The sequence below is a fragment of the Wenzhouxiangella sp. 15190 genome (genome assembly GCF_003417465.1).
Taxonomy (GTDB): Bacteria; Pseudomonadota; Gammaproteobacteria; order Xanthomonadales; family Wenzhouxiangellaceae; genus Wenzhouxiangella.
In genome coordinates, this window is the sequence record NZ_QVMV01000008.1 from 95,103 (window position 1) to 111,072 (window position 15,970).

Sequence of the window (15,970 nt, forward strand, 5' to 3'; positions counted from 1 at the left end):
TCCCCCGGGGATTTCTGGTCAACTCCCCGGGTCAATCAGAGCCCAACCAGACCCATAAAAGAGGATTTCATTGATGTCCCAGAATAACGAGGGGAGCCCGGCCGTGCCGGGCCAGCGCCAGTTCTTCGGCCATCCGGCCGGTCTCGGCACGCTGTTCTTCACCGAGCTGTGGGAGCGCTTCAGCTACTACGGCATGCGCGCATTGCTGGTGCTGTTCATGACCGCGGCCGTCGTCGAAGGCGGCCTGGGTATGGACGATCCGACCGCTGCGGCCATCTATGGCCTCTATACCGCCGGCGTCTACCTGGCAGCGCTGCCGGGCGGGTGGCTGGCCGACCGCATCTTCGGCCAGCAGAACGCCATCTGGTACGGCGGCATTATCATCGCCGCCGGCCACATCGTGTTGTCACTGCCGGGTTTCGGCTTGATGGAGGAGAGCTACGGCTTCTATTTAGGCCTGATCCTGATCGTGGTCGGTACCGGTCTGCTCAAGCCCAACATCTCCTCCTGCGTGGGCGAGCTGTATCCGGAAGGCGGCGCGCGCCGCGATGCCGGCTACGTGATCTACTACATGGGCATCAATGTCGGTGCCGCGCTCGGCCCGTTCATCTGCGGCCTGCTTCGCATCAACATGGGCTGGCACTGGGGTTTTGCCGCCGCCGCCGTGGGCATGATCGCGGGCTTGATCGTCTACCGCATCACTCAGAAGCACCTGGGCGAGTTCGGTAAGGAGCCGCATCCCACGCCGGCCCACAAGCAGGCGCAGACCAAATACATGTCCTGGGCGATCTATGCTGGCACGGCCGTGCTGTTCCTGGTCGCTTTCCTGGCGCTCGGCGGTGCGGTAGAGGTAAATGCCCAGATGCTGGCCGAGTACAGCGTCTACGTGATCGTGGGCGTCGCCGTGCTGTTCTTCGCCCGTGTACTGCTCGACAAGGATCTCACTGGACTGGAGCGACGTCGTACCGTTGTGCTGGTGGCACTGTTTATCGGCGCGGCGCTGTTCTGGGCCGGCTTCGAGCAGGCCGGCTCCTCGCTCAACCTGTTCGCCGAGCGCTATACGGCACGCGAGATGCTGGGCATCCTGATTCCGGCCGAAGCGTTCCAGTCGCTCAACCCGGTCTATATCCTGATCTTCGCGCCGTTCTTCTCGGCGCTGTGGATCAACCTGGGCCGGCGCAATCTCGATCCATCGATTCCGATGAAGTTCGCGCTTGGTTTCGCGCAGCTGGGTCTCGGCTTTGGCTTCATGTGGATCGCCGCCTCGCTGATCCAGGACGGCGACCAGGTATTGCCGACCTGGCTGTTGCTGACTTACCTGTTCCATACCACCGGCGAGCTGTGCGTCAGCCCGATCGGCCTGTCGGCCACCTCCAAGCTGGCACCGCGCCAGTATTACAGCCAGATGATGGGCATGTGGTTCTTTGGTGCCGCACTGGGCAACCTGCTGGCCGGCATTCTGGCCGGTTCGTTCAGTGGTGACCGCGTCTCCGAGTTCCCCGAGCTCTATCGCAATGTCGTCATCTTCTGCGGTGTGGTGACTGTCGGCTTCCTGATCGCGACGCCTTTCCTCAAGAAAATGGCGGCACTCGATCAGCCGGCTGACGACCTGGTGCGTGAGGACGAACCGGGTGCCTACGAAGGCGGCGGCCCGAAACAGCCGCGCGACTGAGTAATGGCGTCGGATTGAACGGATGCCGGTCCCCGGCCGGCATCCGTTCGAAGTAGAGAGCTGATGTCGAGCAGGAGCGAAACGTTGCGCTGGTTGTCATTCCTCACGCCATTTTTGCTGTTGGTGTTGTTTGCCAGCACGAAAGTCGCCTCCCAAGGCCTCTATCAAGTGCTCGTGGCCGAGGACGGCCCGGTCGAGAATTTGCAGTTTCTCCTTTTCTTCGTCTCGGGAATACTGGCCGGTGTAACGGCCGTACGATTGGCGCGGGCCGGTCTTGCCGTCCACCGATGGCTCTACTGGTTACTGGCGATTGCGCTGGTGGTCGTGGCCATGGATGAGATCAGCTGGGGGCAGCGTCTGTTGGGCATCAAGACGCCGGAGAGTTTGCAAGCGGTCAATCTGCAGGATGAGTTGACCATTCACAACCTGCGGCCGGTGATGATCTACCTGCATGTTGCCTACTTGCTGGTGGGCGCTTACGGGGCGTTTGCCTGGCTGCCGCGAATGTTGCTGGTCAAGACCCCTTGCAGTATCTGGCGATTCGTCATTCCCGAATGGTACGTGAGCAGCTGGTTCGGCTTTCTGTTCCTGGTCTATGGCCTGATCGAGCTGGCGCAGTGGGTGCAGCCGACCCTGTTCGGCCATCACCTGGTCATAGGTCATTTCATCACGTTTCGCGACCAGGAGCCCGCCGAACTGGCGCTTGCCGCCGGCATGTTCATTTTCGTGATGGTCAATCTTCGCCGCGCGAGCGATCTGTGCCGGCACCGGGAATCGGTGTAGAAGTATCCTCACGATCAAGCAAGCTGCCAGACGAGTCCTGGTTTGATGCCCATCAAAGCGGTTGTCTCTAATGGGTGGATGCGCAGGTACAGGACTGGCTGTGTGCCACTGCAGGGGCTAAGGACAACCGGAATCAATCGGGCCTTTCGCTTCCCATGATTGCTTCCAATTCATCCGGTCGGGGCGCGCCCTGTTTCGTCTGTACGTTGCCACTGTCGTCGAGGTAATAGGTGCTTGGTGTAGCGCCCAGACCCAGACTGCTCATCAACTGATTGTTGGCCCGCACCCGGGAGGTATTGTCGCCAACGAGCTGGTGATTGACATTGATGCCGCCATCACGATAACGATCCTGATTCTCGCTCAAGGCCGCACTCGGGCTTTCCGCACCCATGATCGTCGCCGCCTTTGGCAGGCTGTCCTCCTTCAGGATGCCCACCAGGATATGGCGCAGCTGAACCCGGCCAGACTCGATCCAGGGCTTTCCTGCCTGCCGGAAGCGATGGCAATACGGGCAGTTCGGGTCGGTGAAGGTGTAAACGACAACCGGGGCTTCGGGGTCGCCGTCAATGACCCAGTCGGCCTCTTCGAGTTGGCGCCAGGCTTGCTCGTTCTGCGGTCCCCGGACCAACTCCTGGAGCTTCGGCTCGGTCAGGTTTTGCCCTTCAGCGTCAAGCATGGATCCGACCACGACATGCTCCCGGTCGGGTGTCAGATAGAAGGCAACGGCTTGACCGTCCTTGTTGCCGACGTAGCCGGTGAGGTCACCTGGGGCATCGAATGTAGCGTTTATGGTGACACCGCGATCAATCAGGCTCTGTACGACGGATGGGTGGTTCTGGGCTATCGCCGAGGCGCTGAGGCCGACTCCCGCGAGGATCACGCCAGGCAGCAGGGATATGATCAGTATGTTGGCGATTTTCATGCAATTTTCTCCAGCTTAGTTGAATCGTTCGAGGTTATGGGTCAGGGAGGCGGCGGACAGTTCGCCCAGGTGGGTATTCACTTGCTTGCCCTGGCTGTTGTAGAAAAGTGTCGTCGGCAAGGCTCGGTTGCCGGTACTGCGCCCAATACTGGCGCCGGTGTCGGTCACCACGTTGCCCAGCGACAGGCCATGCCGGGCCAAAAATCTCTGAATCGTCTCTGGTTGTTCACCCTGATTGACGAAGACAAAGGTGATGTCCGGGTTCTCTTGCTGGGCTTTCTCCAGCACCGGCATCTCGCGAACGCAGGGTGGGCACCAGCTTGCCCAGAGGTTCACGACCGTCGGTTTGCCGTCGGCAAGCTGCGGTAGCGTGGTCATGCGGGTGTCCAGCCGGGTCAGTGCGGTATCCGGAATTGTCGGAGCCGGGGGCTGGATAAGTCCGGTGAGCAGCGCTCCTGCGAACCAGGTCAGGAGCCCCGCGGCCGCTGCGCCGCTCAGCGCGCGCCGAATGGCAGGCTGGTGCCAGAGTTGCCACCCCAGCAGAACCAATGCACCGATGAGGCCGATAATTGGATCGAATCCACCGTCACGGATATCGATGATGCCAATGAGGTCGCTTCGGTACTGTTCCCAATAGCTGAGCACAAACGCGGCGCGTGCCGACAGAATGCCCGCAAAGAGCACGAAGAACACGGAGTCCGTCACCGATTCCTGCTTGTTTTGGCCCAGGACCGCGCCGACCAGCAGTGCGACGATGCCAGCCGCCAAAATCAGCGCCCGACTCATCGGAAGTGCGAGCGGTCCGATATCAAGGGTTGCCATTCAAATCTCCTTCAGGATTCTCGTGCCTGTATCAGACGATCGAGAAACACTTCCGCCGACACTTCGCCTGTAGTGCGCTGAGATCGTCGTTCCTGCCCATCCGGGCCGACGATCAGAATAGTGGGTGGACCGACCACATTCAGTTCGCGCATCAACTCCTGGTCGAGAGCATCATTGGCAGTGACATCGGCACGCAACAGTTGCATGTCCGATAACGATGAAACCACGGTGGCGTCAGCAAAAACTTCCTGTTCAATGACTTTGCAGGATACACACCAGTCGGCGTAGAACTCGACCAGGGTCCACTGACCTTGTTCGCCGGCCTCGGCGACTGCACGGTCCAGGTTGATCACCGACTTGAAGTCCTCGAAAACCGCATGCGGTTGTTCACTTGCGATGCCGGCGCGTGCAGTGGTCGAGAGTTCCTTCAGCGGCTGCAAGGGCCGGTCGCCACCGGCAGCCGCACCGATCAGCATCAATCCACCCCAGAACGTCATGACCGCGCTTGTGCCGGCCGTCAAAGTTCGAAGTGCCGGGGTTCGGGAGACGGAGCGTACGACCTGCCACAGCGAAAGACCGGCTGCAATGGTCAATCCGCCCCAGAGTGCCAGCACCAGGGTGTCGTCCAGAATGCGTTCAAGGAAGTAGATCGTGGTGCCGAGCAGGATGAATCCGAAAACCGCCTTTACGCCATTCATCCAGGCTCCGGGCCTTGGCAGGAAGCCGGCTCCGAACGTGGCCAGGGCGATCAGCGGTGCTCCCATGCCCAGGCCCAGCGCCAGCAATGCAAGCCCGCCCAGCGTGGTATTCCCCGTATCGGCGATGTAGATCAGGGCACCGGCCAGCGGAGCGGTCATGCAGGGGCTGGCCAACAGCGCCGCGACAACGCCCATGGCGCTGGCGCTGGCCAGGCTGCCGCCCTGCTGCCGCTGGCTGACCCGGCTCAGCCGGTCCCGCACAAAGGCCGGCAACTGCAATTGGTGCAGCCCGAACATTGACAGTGCCAGCAGTACGAAGATCGACGCGATGGCGATAATGAAGAACGGGGCCTGCAACACAGCCTGCAGGTTGGAGCCAGCCAGCGCGGCACCGACGCCGAGCAGGGCGTAGGTCACTGCCATGCTGATCACGTATACGCTGGACAATGCGAAGGCCCGGCCGGGACTGGCCTCGTTGCCGACGATCACTGTCGACAGGATCGGAATCATCGGCAGTACGCAAGGAGTGAAGACCAGCAAAAGCCCGAGGCCGAAGAAGATCGCCAGATTCCAGGACAGACCGTCTTCATCCAGTTGCCGGGTGAGTGACTGATCCGCGGCGACTTTCGTATCCGAAGACGAGCTGGTGGCTGTTCTCGTATGGGTGGTCGGAGGGGTTGAGTCAGGATTGCCGGTGCCGGCCGGGCTTGCGTTGAATGCCTCAGTAGCCGATTCGGGGGGATAGCAAAGACCTGCTTCGGCGCAACCCTGCCAGGTGAGTTTCAGGCTACTTGCGGTTCCACTGTCGATCAGGATCTCGGCGTTGTTGTAAAACACTTCCGACTCGCCGAAGAATTCGTCGTGAATGACGGTGCCGACGGGAAACTGGACATCGCCCAACTTTCCGTCTGCGCCTTCGATGCTCATGCGTTTGCGGTACAGGTAATAGTCGGGCGCAATGTCCCAGGCCAGAGTCAGCGTTCCGTCGCCGTTGTCCCGAAGTTCGTACTGGAATGCCTGTTGAGCCTGCAGGAAGTCGTCATTGCCGATTAATGCAGACTGGCTCTTGGCCATTCCGCTGCTTGCGAATGCCATGAGACCGGATAAGATCAAAATCCAGAGTCGGAAAGTCGGCACGTGTTGCTCCTGAGGGTTCCTGGGATGTTTCGTCTGTTTCTGATGTTGTAGTCTGGAGCGGCTGGATTAAGTCAGCATTAACGCGGTGTGGTAGAGCGCAACGCAGGAGTTCGAGCGTTATGCATGTCCTGGTGATTGAAGACGATGATCTCGTAGCCTCCGGGCTGGAGGCCGGGTTGGCGCTGAACCACTGCACCGTCGACCGCGTGCGTACCGCGCGCGAGGCCAGGGCAGCCATGGACCAGTTCGGTTGCGATGTGGTCGTTCTCGACCTCGGTCTGCCGGATGGTGACGGCATGGTGCTACTTTCAGAGTGGCGGCAACGGAATGTGGCCACTCCTATCCTGATTCTGACAGCCCGCGATGCGGTCGAGGACCGGGTCAAGGGGCTCGAGGCGGGAGCGGATGACTATATGCTCAAGCCCTTCGACCTGGACGAATTGACGGCGCGGCTGCATGCCCTGGTGCGTCGTGCCGCCGGGCGAACGGTATCGGAAATGAGGCATGGCGAACTGTGCGTTCAGCCGCGTTCGGGAAAGGTGACGCTCCATGGTGAGCGGGTGCACCTGTCGCGCCGGGAGCTCGCCTTGCTGGAGAAACTGATGAACGCCCGTGGAGCGGTCTTGTCGGAAGAGCAGCTCAAGGATGGTCTCTATGGCATGGATGCCAGCGTCGAGAGCAACGCCATGAATGTGCACATTTACCACCTGCGCCGTAAACTCTACCGAAACGTCGTGATTACCGAACGAGGCCTTGGCTACCGTCTCGGCCCGCCGCCGGTTGATCCGGATGAGGACGGGTCTTGAGTCTCCAACGCCGCCTTTTGTGGTCGCTGGGCAGTGCTTTTCTGTTGCTCTGGCTCTCGGTTGCGGCACTGATGTATTTCCACCTTGATCGGCAGGTATCACGAACCCTGGATAAGCGACTGGCGGCTTCGGCCACCATGGTCGCTGGTCTCATCGCGGGGCAGCCGGAAATGCTGGTGTCTTCGCGCACCAGCCCGTTGCTGGTTTCGCCGGAAGCCGAAGGGGTCGCCTGCCAGATCCGGGGTGCCAGCGGGGAAGTGTTGCTGCAGACGAGTGGCGTGGAGGGTGCGGTTCTCAACGATGCCCGTCCGGGATTCAGCACTCGGGAGATCGGTGATCAACAGTGGCGGCTTTATACCCTGGAGCAGAGCGGCACTTTGATAACTACTGCAGACCGCATGTCCGAGCGCGCAGTGCTGGCTAACGGCATCATTCTGGTCATGGTGGTTCCTTTTGCGCTGGCCTTGGTGGGCGGATTAGTCGTGCTCTGGTGGGGGATTCGCAGCGGTCTCAAGCCACTAGAGGTCCTGCGTGACCAACTGCGTCGCCGTACCCCGGAAAACCTGGACCCGGTCAAGGTCAACCGGGCACCGTCGGAACTTGTTCCCGTCGTTGAAACGCTCAACAAGTTATTCAATCGCGTCGCCAGTACCCTGGCCTGGGAACAGCGTTTCGCGAACAGCGCCGCTCATGAGTTCCGTACGCCCCTGACCGGCATCAAGACTCATCTGCATGTGGCCGGCCGGGTATCGGGCGAACGCCAGCAGCAGGCGTTGGCCAATGCGGAGAAAGGTGTCGCACAGCTGCAGTCGGTCACGGAACAACTGCTCTTGCTGTCTCGGATGAATCGCAAGAGCGAAGTTGCGAGTGAAGGATGCTTGGTTGCTCAGGCCATCGAAGATGCCCTGGAGGACCTGCCCGCACGCGAGCGTGTACGGGTGGAGAATCGATGCAAGGAAGGCCGGGTGGCAGTGCCGCGGGCGCTGGTGGTCGTGGTGTTGCGCAACCTCCTGGACAATGCCCTGAAATACTCGATCGGCACATGTGATCTTCTGTTGGACTGTTCGGCCTTCGAGGTTACAGCCGGCGGGTCGCAGTTGCGCGTGACCGTTCGAGACCGTGGAGTCCCGGACAGTTCCGATTCGGGGTGCCGCAGCCCGGAAAGCCATGGGTTGGGGTTGGCGATTGTCCACATGGTCGTGAACCAGTACGGCGGCGCACTGGTTTCCGAGCGCAATGAGGCTGGTGGAATGAGTTGGCAGCTTACCTTCCCCCTTTCATTCAATGATTGACTTGGCGGGAACCCGAGCTACATTCCCGCCGGGCTAATAGGGTGTTCCCGGGTCGTCGAGGTGGGTGGCCGGCTGCTTTCCTAGGTCGGCGTCAACGACGGAGTGAATGCAGCTGAAACTGCACAGCTCGTCCAGAGCCGTCTGCACCGAACTGGTCGGGACCCTTCACGGGCGATGGCCGGAAAGTCGCATTGCTCTAGCAGGGGCCAGGAAGATGGTGAGGCGGATGATGGGTTCGGAATCGGGCACAGGGTAAGGATTCAGGGTTCAGGTAACGGACCACCGACAACGGATCAATGACTACCGGGCCTCGAGTGCTTCCGCCAGCGCCATTTGCGAGGGCAGGGGCTGGTTCAGGTTCCGTAGTTCCGCGGCGACTCGTACCATGTCTTCTTGCGTATCCAGGTCGGTCAGGGCCGGCAACTCCAGCCATTCGGATTCGTTACCCAATGATCGCCTGAACTCGGATAGCGTATCAGCACGGCTGTAAAGGACACGTGTCCATCTCTCCATGGCCGTGACGTGATTGCCACCGATGGTCCAGAAGCCGCCATCATGAGCCGGGGCGATCACATGGCGCGGTCGAGCGGTGTCCAGCCAGGCGGACGCACGGACCAGTTCAGCCGGATCGATCTGCGGGGCGTCGGCACCGAGCAGAAGGCCGCTGCCGTGCCTGGATACCAGTTCGGAAAGCACGCGGTGCATGCGTTCGCCAAGGCTGCCCCCGCCCTGCCCAAGATGTTCGAAACCCGGCCATTCGGAAGCGACATCCCCGGGTCGTTCGGCCAGTGCCCAGTAAACGTGCTCGGAGACATTGCCGGCAACCTCGCCCACCGTTGCCGCGCAGCGTCGGTAGAGCGCTTCGGCGCGTTTCGGGCCGATGGTGCTGGCCAGTCGAGTCTTGACCGGTGATATTCCCGGGGTCTTGACGAAAATGGCAATGGCGCTCATTTCCCTTTCGATCCCGAATTCCGGCGAGCATTGCGGATCAGGCGCCAGGCCGCGACCTGGTGCCCGAAAGTGGTGGAAAACCAGCCGTCCTTGCGATAGCGGCGGGCACTTGTCCCGATGGTCATATCGATGGGCTGTGTTTTCAGGCCGGCAGTCCGGGCGCGTACCACAAAATCAAGGTCTTCTCCGCGCATGAGGTCTTCACGGAAGCCACCTAGTTGACCGAACCACCCGGCGGGAACGCATAGACCCTGGTCGCCGTAGGGGAGACCAAGCAGGCGCGAGCGCAGGTTGGCGCCGAGAGCGTTGAGCCGCGTCAGGGCAGGACCGTCGTCAAGAAAGCGAAGCCGGGCATAGCCGACCGCCCGAGCGTGACTGTGGGCGAAAGCCAGCACGCGCTCGACGGAGCCCGGCTCAAGACGGCAGTCGGCATGAACAAACCACAGCCACTCGCCTTCGGCCTGCTCGGCCCCGCGGTTAAGCTGTCGGCCGCGTCCGGGCGAACCTTGGACGATCTGCAAGCCAGCGGGCAATGCTTTCGCCGTGTCATCGTCGGCCAGGGAGAGAATCAGCTCGGTGTCTGTCGAGGTAGCATTGAGGAAGGCCAGGAGTTCGGGGTCCGGCCATTCACCCGGCGCCAGTGGTACAACAATGCTCAGGATTGGCCTGGTCACCACTTCAGCGATGCAGTTCGCCCTCGCGCTCGGGCTGGAAGACGATCTCCTCGACCTTGACCTGCATCCTGCCGCCACCGGGGCGCGGCCAGTCGATACTGTTGCCCTCGCGCATGCCCAGCAGTGCGCTGCCGACCGGCGCCATCACCGAGATTTGCTCGTCCGAGTCTTGCAGGCTCGGAGGATAGACAAGGGTCTTGGTGTAGCTGTGATCGTCCACTGAAAACCGTACGGTCGAGTTCATGCTGACCACGTCCTCGGGCATGTCGGCCGGTTCGACCAGCTTGCCGCGGGCCAGTTCGTCCTCCAGCTCGTCGCGCCCGGGAAAGGCGCCCGGCGGCAGGTCGTCGAGCAATTTCTCCAACCGGTGCAGATCCATGGAGGATATGACGATGGGCGGTCTGGCTGTCATGGCAGTTCCTGAAGGTCATTCGTATGCACAAAGGGCCAGTACCCGCCGAATCGACGGCCACCGGCCCATCACTGACCCAAGTGTAACCCTTTCCAGATGCGAAAGGGATCAGTGCCCGCGCCGCCAGGTGAAGAAGCGCTCGGCCCAGCGCAACGCGGCTTCCGGCTGGTGGGCTTTTTTCCAATTGCCGGCGGCGAACTTGTTCGCCTCGCTGAAGGTGGGGTAGACGTGAATGGTGCCGAGCAGCTTGTTCAGGCCCAGGCCGTGTTTCATGGCGAGCACGAACTCCGGCAGCATCTCGCCGGCATGGGCGCCGACGATGGTCGCGCCGAGGATGCGATCCTTGTCCGGTTCGGTCAGCACCTTGACGTAGCCGTAGTCGGCGCTGTCGGCGATGGCCCGGTCGAGGTCGTCGAGGCCGTAGCTGGTGACTTCGAAATCGACGTCCTGCTCGCGGGCCTCGTCTTCGCTCAATCCCACGCGGGCGACTTCCGGGTCGGTGAAAGTGACCCAGGGAATCACGCGGTAATCGGTTTTGAATGACCACAGCGGACTGATCAATGCATTCACCGCCGCCGACCAGGCCTGGTGGGATGCCACGTGCGTGAACTGGTAGGGGCCAGCGGCATCGCCACAGACGTAGATGTTGGGGAAGTTGGTGCGCTGGAAGCCGTCAACATTGATGCGCCCGCCGTCATCCAGGCGAACGCCGATATCCTCTAGGCCGTAGCCGGCCGTGCGTGTCTTTCGTCCGAGGGCGACCAGCAGATGGGAGAAGTCGAAGGTGACCTCATCGCCGTCGTGTTCGCAGACCAGCTGCCTGCCGCCATTGTCATCGGTCTCGACGCGCAGCGCCTTGTGGCCGGTAGCGACGGTCACGCCGTCGTATTCGAGGTGTTCGGCCAGTAGTTCACCGGCCTCGGCGTCTTCCCGCGGCAGCAGGCGGTCGGCCATTTCCACGACCGTGACCTTCGAACCCAGCCGGGCGAAGGCCTGGGTCAGCTCCGAGCCGATCGGGCCGCCGCCGAGCACCACCAGGCGCTCGGGCAACTGCTCGAGATCCCACAACGTATCGCTGGTCAGGTAGCCAACCTGGTCGAGACCCTCGATCGGCGGCACCATCGGCTCGGCACCGGTGGCCAGCACGATCGACTTCGCGCTGATGCGTCTGCCGTCGGCCTCCACTTCCCAGGGTGAGACCAGCTTCGCCTCCGCCTCGATGACGTCCACGCCCATGGCCCGGTAGCGTTCCGGGGAGTCGTGCGGCTCGATCTTGCGGATTACCTCACGGATGCGCGCCATCACCTCTCCGAAGTCGAGCTCGGCCTGCATGCGCCGAATACCGTAGCGCTGGCTGTCGCGCGCCTCGGCCATGCCCCGTGCCGTGCGGATCAGGGCCTTGGAGGGTACGCAACCGGTGTTGAGGCAGTCCCCGCCCATGCGGTCTTTCTCGATCAGCGCCACCCTGGCCTTCACAGCGGCGCCGATGTAGGCCGATACCAGGCCGGCCGAGCCGGCACCGATGACGATGAGGTTGTAGTCGTAGTGCTTCGGCTTGCGATATCCGGCGTAGACCTTGCGCGCCTGGAGGAATCGCAGAAGCAGGCGCAGGATCAGCGGCAACAGGCCCAGCAGGACGAAGGCGCCAATCAGGCCCGGCGAGAGCACGTCACCGACGGAGTCGACCTGTGCGAGCTGGGTGCCGGCGTTCACGTAGACGACCGTGGCCGGAAGCATGCCGAGTTGGCTGACCCAGTAGTACGTCCAGGTGCGGATCGGCGTGAGCGCCATGACCAGGTTGATGACCCAGAACGGAAACACGGGCACCAGCCGGAGCGCCAGCAGGTAGAAAGCACCGTCTTTCTTGACACCTTCGTTGATCTTGGCCAGCCGCTTGCTGAATCGTTTCTGGATGGCGTCCTTGAACAAGAAGCGCGCCGCCAGGAAGACCAGTGTGGCGCCGATGGTGCTTGCGAAAGAAACCGCGATGGTGCCTGCAAGCACGCCGAACAGGGCGCCGCCGGCAAGGGTGAGCACGGCGGCGCCGGGCACGGACAGGGCGGCCATGACGATGTAGACCACCATATAGACGCCCAGCGCCAGCAGGAGATGGTCCTGTGTCCAGGCGAGCAGAGAGTCGCGCTGCTGACGCAGTGTGTCGAGATTGAGATGCTGCTGGAGATCGAGCGCGAAAAAGGCGACTAGGGCGACGAGAAAGGCCGCCGCGACCGCAATGCGCAAGACGAGTCTGGAATTCATTCGGGATGATCCGTTCGGAAAATCATTGGGCCAGCATAACCGTGGCAGTGTCGTCACCCCCATAAGGGGTTCTACTCAGGTTTCATGCCGCTGGTTACACGCTCGATACCGGCGAGATCGTGATGTGACAATACATCCGCAAAGCCGGCCCGTTCGAGCAAGGCGCGCACGCTAGCGGCCTGGTCGTGACCGTGCTCGATCAGCAACCAGCCGCCCCGTTGCAGCCGATCCCATGAATCGGGCACGAGCCGGCGGATGACTTCCAGGCCGTCCGGTCCGGCGGCCAGTGCCCGGCGCGGCTCGAATCGAACGTCCCCGAGCTCCAGATGCGGATCTTCGTCGGCAACGTATGGCGGGTTGGACACGATGAGGTCGAAGCGGCATTCGCCGACTGGCTCGAGGAGGTCACCGCAGACCATTTCGACGCGATCGAGACCAAGCCGATCGCGGTTTTCGGTGGCAACTGCCAGCGCCTCGGCCGAGATGTCGGTGGCCGTAATCTGCCAGCCGGGGCGTTCGGCCGCCAGCGTCAGGGCGATGCAGCCGGAGCCGGCGCCGACATCGACGACCCGAGCCGATTCCGGCAAGAGCAGATTCAGGGTGATATCGATCAGCAGTTCGGTTTCCGGGCGCGGGACGAGAACACACTCGTCGACCCGAAAGTCGCGGCCGTAGAATTCGCGCGAGCCGAGCAACTGGGCCACGGGCTTTCCCTGGATTCGGGCGGCAACAAGGTTCTCGAAACGCTCGAGCGCCCGGGTATCGATCAGGTCCTTGCCGTGAGCGTAGAGCCAGCTTCTATTGCAGCCGAGGGCCTTGCACGCCAGCAGGTCGGTCTCCAGACGGTCCGATAGCCGATTTCTGGCATGCTGCAACGCCTCGCTGACGGTTTGTGCGATGGGGCTGCCGCTACTGGATTCGGGAGGCATCTGGCTGCTCCATCGCGGCACTTTTCAGGCGGATCTGTGGAAGCCACACTCTCGGCATGATACGCCCTTCTTGCAGGCTATCCGTGGTCGCCACGTCACCGTAGCGGATCAGTCTTGCCCGTCCGGTCTTCTGGTGCGTCCGTTTCGTCCCCGGTGTGATGAGCCGTGGTTACACTCGTTCTCGGGCCATAGCCGACGGGCGCATCGAAACTGACATGTGCTTCGCCGTGCTCGAGCAAGTCTCGCAGCAGCACCACAATGCCGCCAACGCAGAGGAAGAGTCCGTAGGTTAGAGCCACGGTCTGGAAATGGCGCAGCAGGAATAGCCCGGATGCGGAACCTTCCGGAATCCAGAGTATGGGCGCCATGAGCCCGAGCAGGGCGACGAAGGAATAGACCATGAAGCGAATGAAGTCCAGCGGCACCTTGCGAATGGTCAAGCCGTACACCAGCGTGGCGACGATCAGCACTGAGGCCGTGGCCTGGACGGCGATCATGGCACGCTCCCCGATGAAGACAAAGCGGCTTTCCTCGTAATGCGCATCCCCCATGTTGGCGCCGAGCAGACCAACCATCAGTGCGTTGCCGATCAGGTAGGCCAGGCAGAGGGCGAGAGGAATCCAGAGCAGTCGTGTGGACTTCAGTAGCCGGTAGCCGTCCACTGCATGCCAAACCACTAGCCAGAGGGGAATGGCCAGGACATAGATTGCTTCGGATGCAAGGTCTATCATCGAATGACGCAGCGCACTACGGGATTTGTTCGCCAGGGATGAAGCCGAAATCCAGCGGCCTTGCGAAGCTGGCCGGCTGACTCGGTGGAACCCCTGAAAGGAAGCCGAAGCAGCAGAAAGGCTGAATGGTGGCCAGGGACGGAATCGAACCGCCGACACGGGGATTTTCAATCCCCTGCTCTACCGACTGAGCTACCTGGCCTCGCCGTTTCTGGCCGCTCCCGACTCGTGGCCGGGAAGCCGCACATTAAACCGTTTTCGACTGCCGAAGTCAACCGGACTTGGATTCGTCGGCACTTTTTCCGCGCTGCGGCGTCTATATGGATGAACAGGAATTGTGAGTTGAGCCCATGCGTAAGTTCATGATTATTCTGATGGTCACGCTCATCGGCGCGTGTGCGGCTTCCGGGGAACAGCACGGACGCGATCGTTTCGAGGAAATGGCGGTCTATGAACGTCATGCCGGGGCCGCCGAAAGCTGGGTGAACTACACAAGTATCCGCAATTGGTGGTCGGTCGGACATCACTCGGTGGTCTTCGAGGTCAATCGTTCCCGGCATTATTTGGTCGAACTGATCGGCGCCTGTGATCTCGATCTCGGCAGCGCCGTAACGCTGCGACTGCACACCAGCCGGCGCAACGTGCTCAGCGAGTTCGATAATGTGGTCGTGAGCGGCCGGACCTGCCAGATTCGTTCGATTCGCCGGCTCGACTACGAGGCGGTCCAGGCCGAGCTGGAAGCCGAGGGCGAGTCCGTGCCCGATAAGCAGGGCGAGGTGAGCGTCGAAACCGAAGCTCAGTCTTCCGACGGCACGTAGTCCTCGGCCTTTATCGATTTCTCCGCTGAACAGGAATGCTGCGGTCTGTTCCTCCAGATAGTTCCGGTGCTTAGGGTCGTTCGGGCTGATGAACCCTTCAAGCCATCCTGTGGCAAATAGCCAAATCGACTTACTTCGTAGTGAAAGACCAACAGACGCTGTCCCCGCGTTCCCGTCCCATCTCTTGCGTCTAACTCTTAGCTCGCGCCGGCTGTCCAGTTCATCGAGCGTCTGGACGGTGGTTTCTTCCATGCCGATGCCCGGATGATCCAGAACCCCTTCGTTTAAGCGCTTGATCGGCGGCTGGACAGTGATCTCTGGCGCCGTTACAACCGCGATCCCCTCGGCCACCTGGCGAAATGCCGATCCGGGGATTAGAGAAAAACCGTACCAGGGTCCAATTGGAAGCGCTGAAGATCTGGACTATTCTCGAAAGTCAGCAAGTTCAGTGCGGTGACGCACGACCAATCAGCGAGAAGGACATGACGGTAGCAGTTGTACAGAACGTAACTGGTGAAGTTTGGGCCCGAGCGGAAGACGGATCTCTCCGGCAGTTGCAGGATGGCGATCAGCTTCAGGCGGATGAAGTGATTATCACCGGTGAGGATGGCAGTGTCGATCTCGTATTCGAAGAATTCGACGGCGGCGTGCTGGAGCTGCTGGCTAACCAGATACTGGAGCTGAGTGAAAGCATCGAGGATAACGATCCTGAGCCTGTTCCCGAAGCCTTGGTCAACGAATCAAGTATTGCCGATGTCCTTTCGCTGTTGCAGGGTGACGGCGATTTGCTGGAAGAATTGGAAGCAGCCGCAGCCGGCCCTGGTGGCGCCGGTGGTGGTGGCGGCCACGATTTCGTTGTTATTGGCCGTATCGCGGAAGAAGTAGACCCGATCGCGTTCAACTTTGATCCCTCGCTCGATTTCGAGATCCTCGATCTGCCAGATTTCGAGGATGAAGGCGGCGTGCCGATCCCCGACGACGGGGATGGTGACGCGGACGCCGACGCTGACGCCGACGCGGATGCCGATGCCGATGCCGACGCAGACGCTGACGCAGACGCAGAC

General features: G+C 61.4%; 15 protein-coding genes and 1 tRNA gene. 6 read left to right on the forward strand and 10 right to left on the reverse strand.

The annotated features are described in order from the left end of the window. Window positions 1-73 precede the first annotated feature (73 nt). Both DZK26_RS02670 and DZK26_RS02675 read left to right on the forward strand, forming a co-directional pair. Window positions 74-1,672 (forward strand): peptide MFS transporter, encoded by a 1,599-nt coding sequence (locus tag DZK26_RS02670; protein WP_220337113.1) that lies wholly within the window; start codon window positions 74-76, stop codon window positions 1,670-1,672. A gap of 63 nt (window positions 1,673-1,735) precedes the next feature. Beyond that, window positions 1,736-2,455, forward strand: coding sequence for a hypothetical protein (locus tag DZK26_RS02675; protein ID WP_147306644.1), 720 nt, complete (start codon window positions 1,736-1,738; stop codon window positions 2,453-2,455). Window positions 2,456-2,588: 133 nt separating this feature from the next. Here the strand turns inward: DZK26_RS02675 and dsbG are convergent, their stop codons facing one another. Genes dsbG through dsbD form a run of 3 tightly spaced genes read right to left on the reverse strand, consistent with a single transcriptional unit; the run spans window position 2,589 to window position 6,034 of the window. Next, complete coding sequence (gene dsbG, locus DZK26_RS02680; RefSeq protein ID WP_116897989.1) at window positions 2,589-3,377, reverse strand: thiol:disulfide interchange protein DsbG; 789 nt, start codon at window positions 3,375-3,377, stop codon at window positions 2,589-2,591. 15 nt (window positions 3,378-3,392) lie between these two features. Beyond that, window positions 3,393-4,199 (reverse strand): TlpA disulfide reductase family protein, encoded by an 807-nt coding sequence (locus DZK26_RS02685; RefSeq protein WP_116897990.1) that lies wholly within the window; start codon window positions 4,197-4,199, stop codon window positions 3,393-3,395. Between the two features lie 11 nt (window positions 4,200-4,210). Beyond that, on the reverse strand, window positions 4,211-6,034 hold the full coding sequence (dsbD, locus tag DZK26_RS02690; protein WP_258870854.1) for a protein-disulfide reductase DsbD: 1,824 nt from the start codon (window positions 6,032-6,034) through the stop codon (window positions 4,211-4,213). Between the two features lie 119 nt (window positions 6,035-6,153). Here dsbD and DZK26_RS02695 point away from each other — a divergent pair, with 119 nt between their 5' ends. Further along, on the forward strand, window positions 6,154-6,840 hold the full coding sequence (locus tag DZK26_RS02695) for a response regulator transcription factor (RefSeq protein ID WP_116897992.1): 687 nt from the start codon (window positions 6,154-6,156) through the stop codon (window positions 6,838-6,840). Window positions 6,841-6,857: 17 nt separating this feature from the next. After that, entirely contained in the window at window positions 6,858-8,132 is a 1,275-nt protein-coding gene (locus DZK26_RS02700) for a sensor histidine kinase (protein ID WP_116897993.1), read from the forward strand. Window positions 8,133-8,432: 300 nt separating this feature from the next. Here DZK26_RS02700 and DZK26_RS02705 read toward each other — a convergent pair whose 3' ends face one another. The 7 genes from DZK26_RS02705 to DZK26_RS02735 all read right to left on the reverse strand — a co-directional run bounded on the left by DZK26_RS02705 (window position 8,433) and on the right by DZK26_RS02735 (window position 14,290). Beyond that, the gene (locus DZK26_RS02705) at window positions 8,433-9,083 is read right to left on the reverse strand and encodes a DUF2064 domain-containing protein (RefSeq protein WP_116897994.1); all 651 of its coding nucleotides are present in this window, start codon (window positions 9,081-9,083) and stop codon (window positions 8,433-8,435) included. After that, window positions 9,080-9,757 (reverse strand): glycosyltransferase, encoded by a 678-nt coding sequence (locus DZK26_RS02710; protein WP_181918363.1) that lies wholly within the window; start codon window positions 9,755-9,757, stop codon window positions 9,080-9,082. Before DZK26_RS02710 ends, DZK26_RS02705 begins: the two co-directional genes overlap by 4 nt. A 4-nt stretch (window positions 9,758-9,761) precedes the next feature. Continuing rightward, the gene (gene rnk / locus DZK26_RS02715) at window positions 9,762-10,169 is read right to left on the reverse strand and encodes a nucleoside diphosphate kinase regulator (RefSeq protein WP_116897996.1); all 408 of its coding nucleotides are present in this window, start codon (window positions 10,167-10,169) and stop codon (window positions 9,762-9,764) included. A gap of 108 nt (window positions 10,170-10,277) precedes the next feature. Further along, a complete protein-coding gene (locus DZK26_RS02720) occupies window positions 10,278-12,428 on the reverse strand; it encodes an FAD-dependent oxidoreductase (protein WP_116897997.1) in 2,151 nt (716 codons plus the stop codon). 71 nt (window positions 12,429-12,499) lie between these two features. After that, entirely contained in the window at window positions 12,500-13,357 is an 858-nt protein-coding gene (gene prmC, locus DZK26_RS02725; protein ID WP_116897998.1) for a peptide chain release factor N(5)-glutamine methyltransferase, read from the reverse strand. Between the two features lie 95 nt (window positions 13,358-13,452). Continuing rightward, complete coding sequence (locus DZK26_RS02730; protein ID WP_181918364.1) at window positions 13,453-14,088, reverse strand: hypothetical protein; 636 nt, start codon at window positions 14,086-14,088, stop codon at window positions 13,453-13,455. Between the two features lie 126 nt (window positions 14,089-14,214). Next, a tRNA-Phe gene (locus DZK26_RS02735) sits at window positions 14,215-14,290 on the reverse strand. Window positions 14,291-14,438: 148 nt separating this feature from the next. On the opposite strand from DZK26_RS02735, the gene DZK26_RS02740 reads away from it, so the two are divergent. Continuing rightward, a complete protein-coding gene (locus DZK26_RS02740; RefSeq protein ID WP_116897999.1) occupies window positions 14,439-14,906 on the forward strand; it encodes a DUF6491 family protein in 468 nt (155 codons plus the stop codon). Between the two features lie 401 nt (window positions 14,907-15,307). Continuing rightward, window positions 15,308-15,970, forward strand: a 663-nt coding sequence (locus DZK26_RS02745; protein WP_181918365.1) for a retention module-containing protein, incomplete at its 3' end; no start/stop codon positions are given.

What these genes read in the sequence shown, in the direction of transcription:
- DZK26_RS02670 (WP_220337113.1), top strand. Translation starts at nt 74, where the DNA reads ATGTCCCAGAATAACGAGGGGAGCCCGGCCGTGCCGGGCCAGCGCCAG.
- DZK26_RS02685 (WP_116897990.1), bottom strand. Translation starts at nt 4,199, where the DNA reads ATGGCAACCCTTGATATCGGACCGCTCGCACTTCCGATGAGTCGGGCG.
- DZK26_RS02730 (WP_181918364.1), bottom strand. Translation starts at nt 14,088, where the DNA reads ATGATAGACCTTGCATCCGAAGCAATCTATGTCCTGGCCATTCCCCTC.
- DZK26_RS02705 (WP_116897994.1), bottom strand. Translation starts at nt 9,083, where the DNA reads ATGAGCGCCATTGCCATTTTCGTCAAGACCCCGGGAATATCACCGGTC.
- DZK26_RS02695 (WP_116897992.1), top strand. Translation starts at nt 6,154, where the DNA reads ATGCATGTCCTGGTGATTGAAGACGATGATCTCGTAGCCTCCGGGCTG.
- dsbG (WP_116897989.1), bottom strand. Translation starts at nt 3,377, where the DNA reads ATGAAAATCGCCAACATACTGATCATATCCCTGCTGCCTGGCGTGATC.
- prmC (WP_116897998.1), bottom strand. Translation starts at nt 13,357, where the DNA reads ATGCCTCCCGAATCCAGTAGCGGCAGCCCCATCGCACAAACCGTCAGC.
- DZK26_RS02675 (WP_147306644.1), top strand. Translation starts at nt 1,736, where the DNA reads ATGTCGAGCAGGAGCGAAACGTTGCGCTGGTTGTCATTCCTCACGCCA.
- rnk (WP_116897996.1), bottom strand. Translation starts at nt 10,169, where the DNA reads ATGACAGCCAGACCGCCCATCGTCATATCCTCCATGGATCTGCACCGG.
- DZK26_RS02720 (WP_116897997.1), bottom strand. Translation starts at nt 12,428, where the DNA reads ATGAATTCCAGACTCGTCTTGCGCATTGCGGTCGCGGCGGCCTTTCTC.
- DZK26_RS02740 (WP_116897999.1), top strand. Translation starts at nt 14,439, where the DNA reads ATGCGTAAGTTCATGATTATTCTGATGGTCACGCTCATCGGCGCGTGT.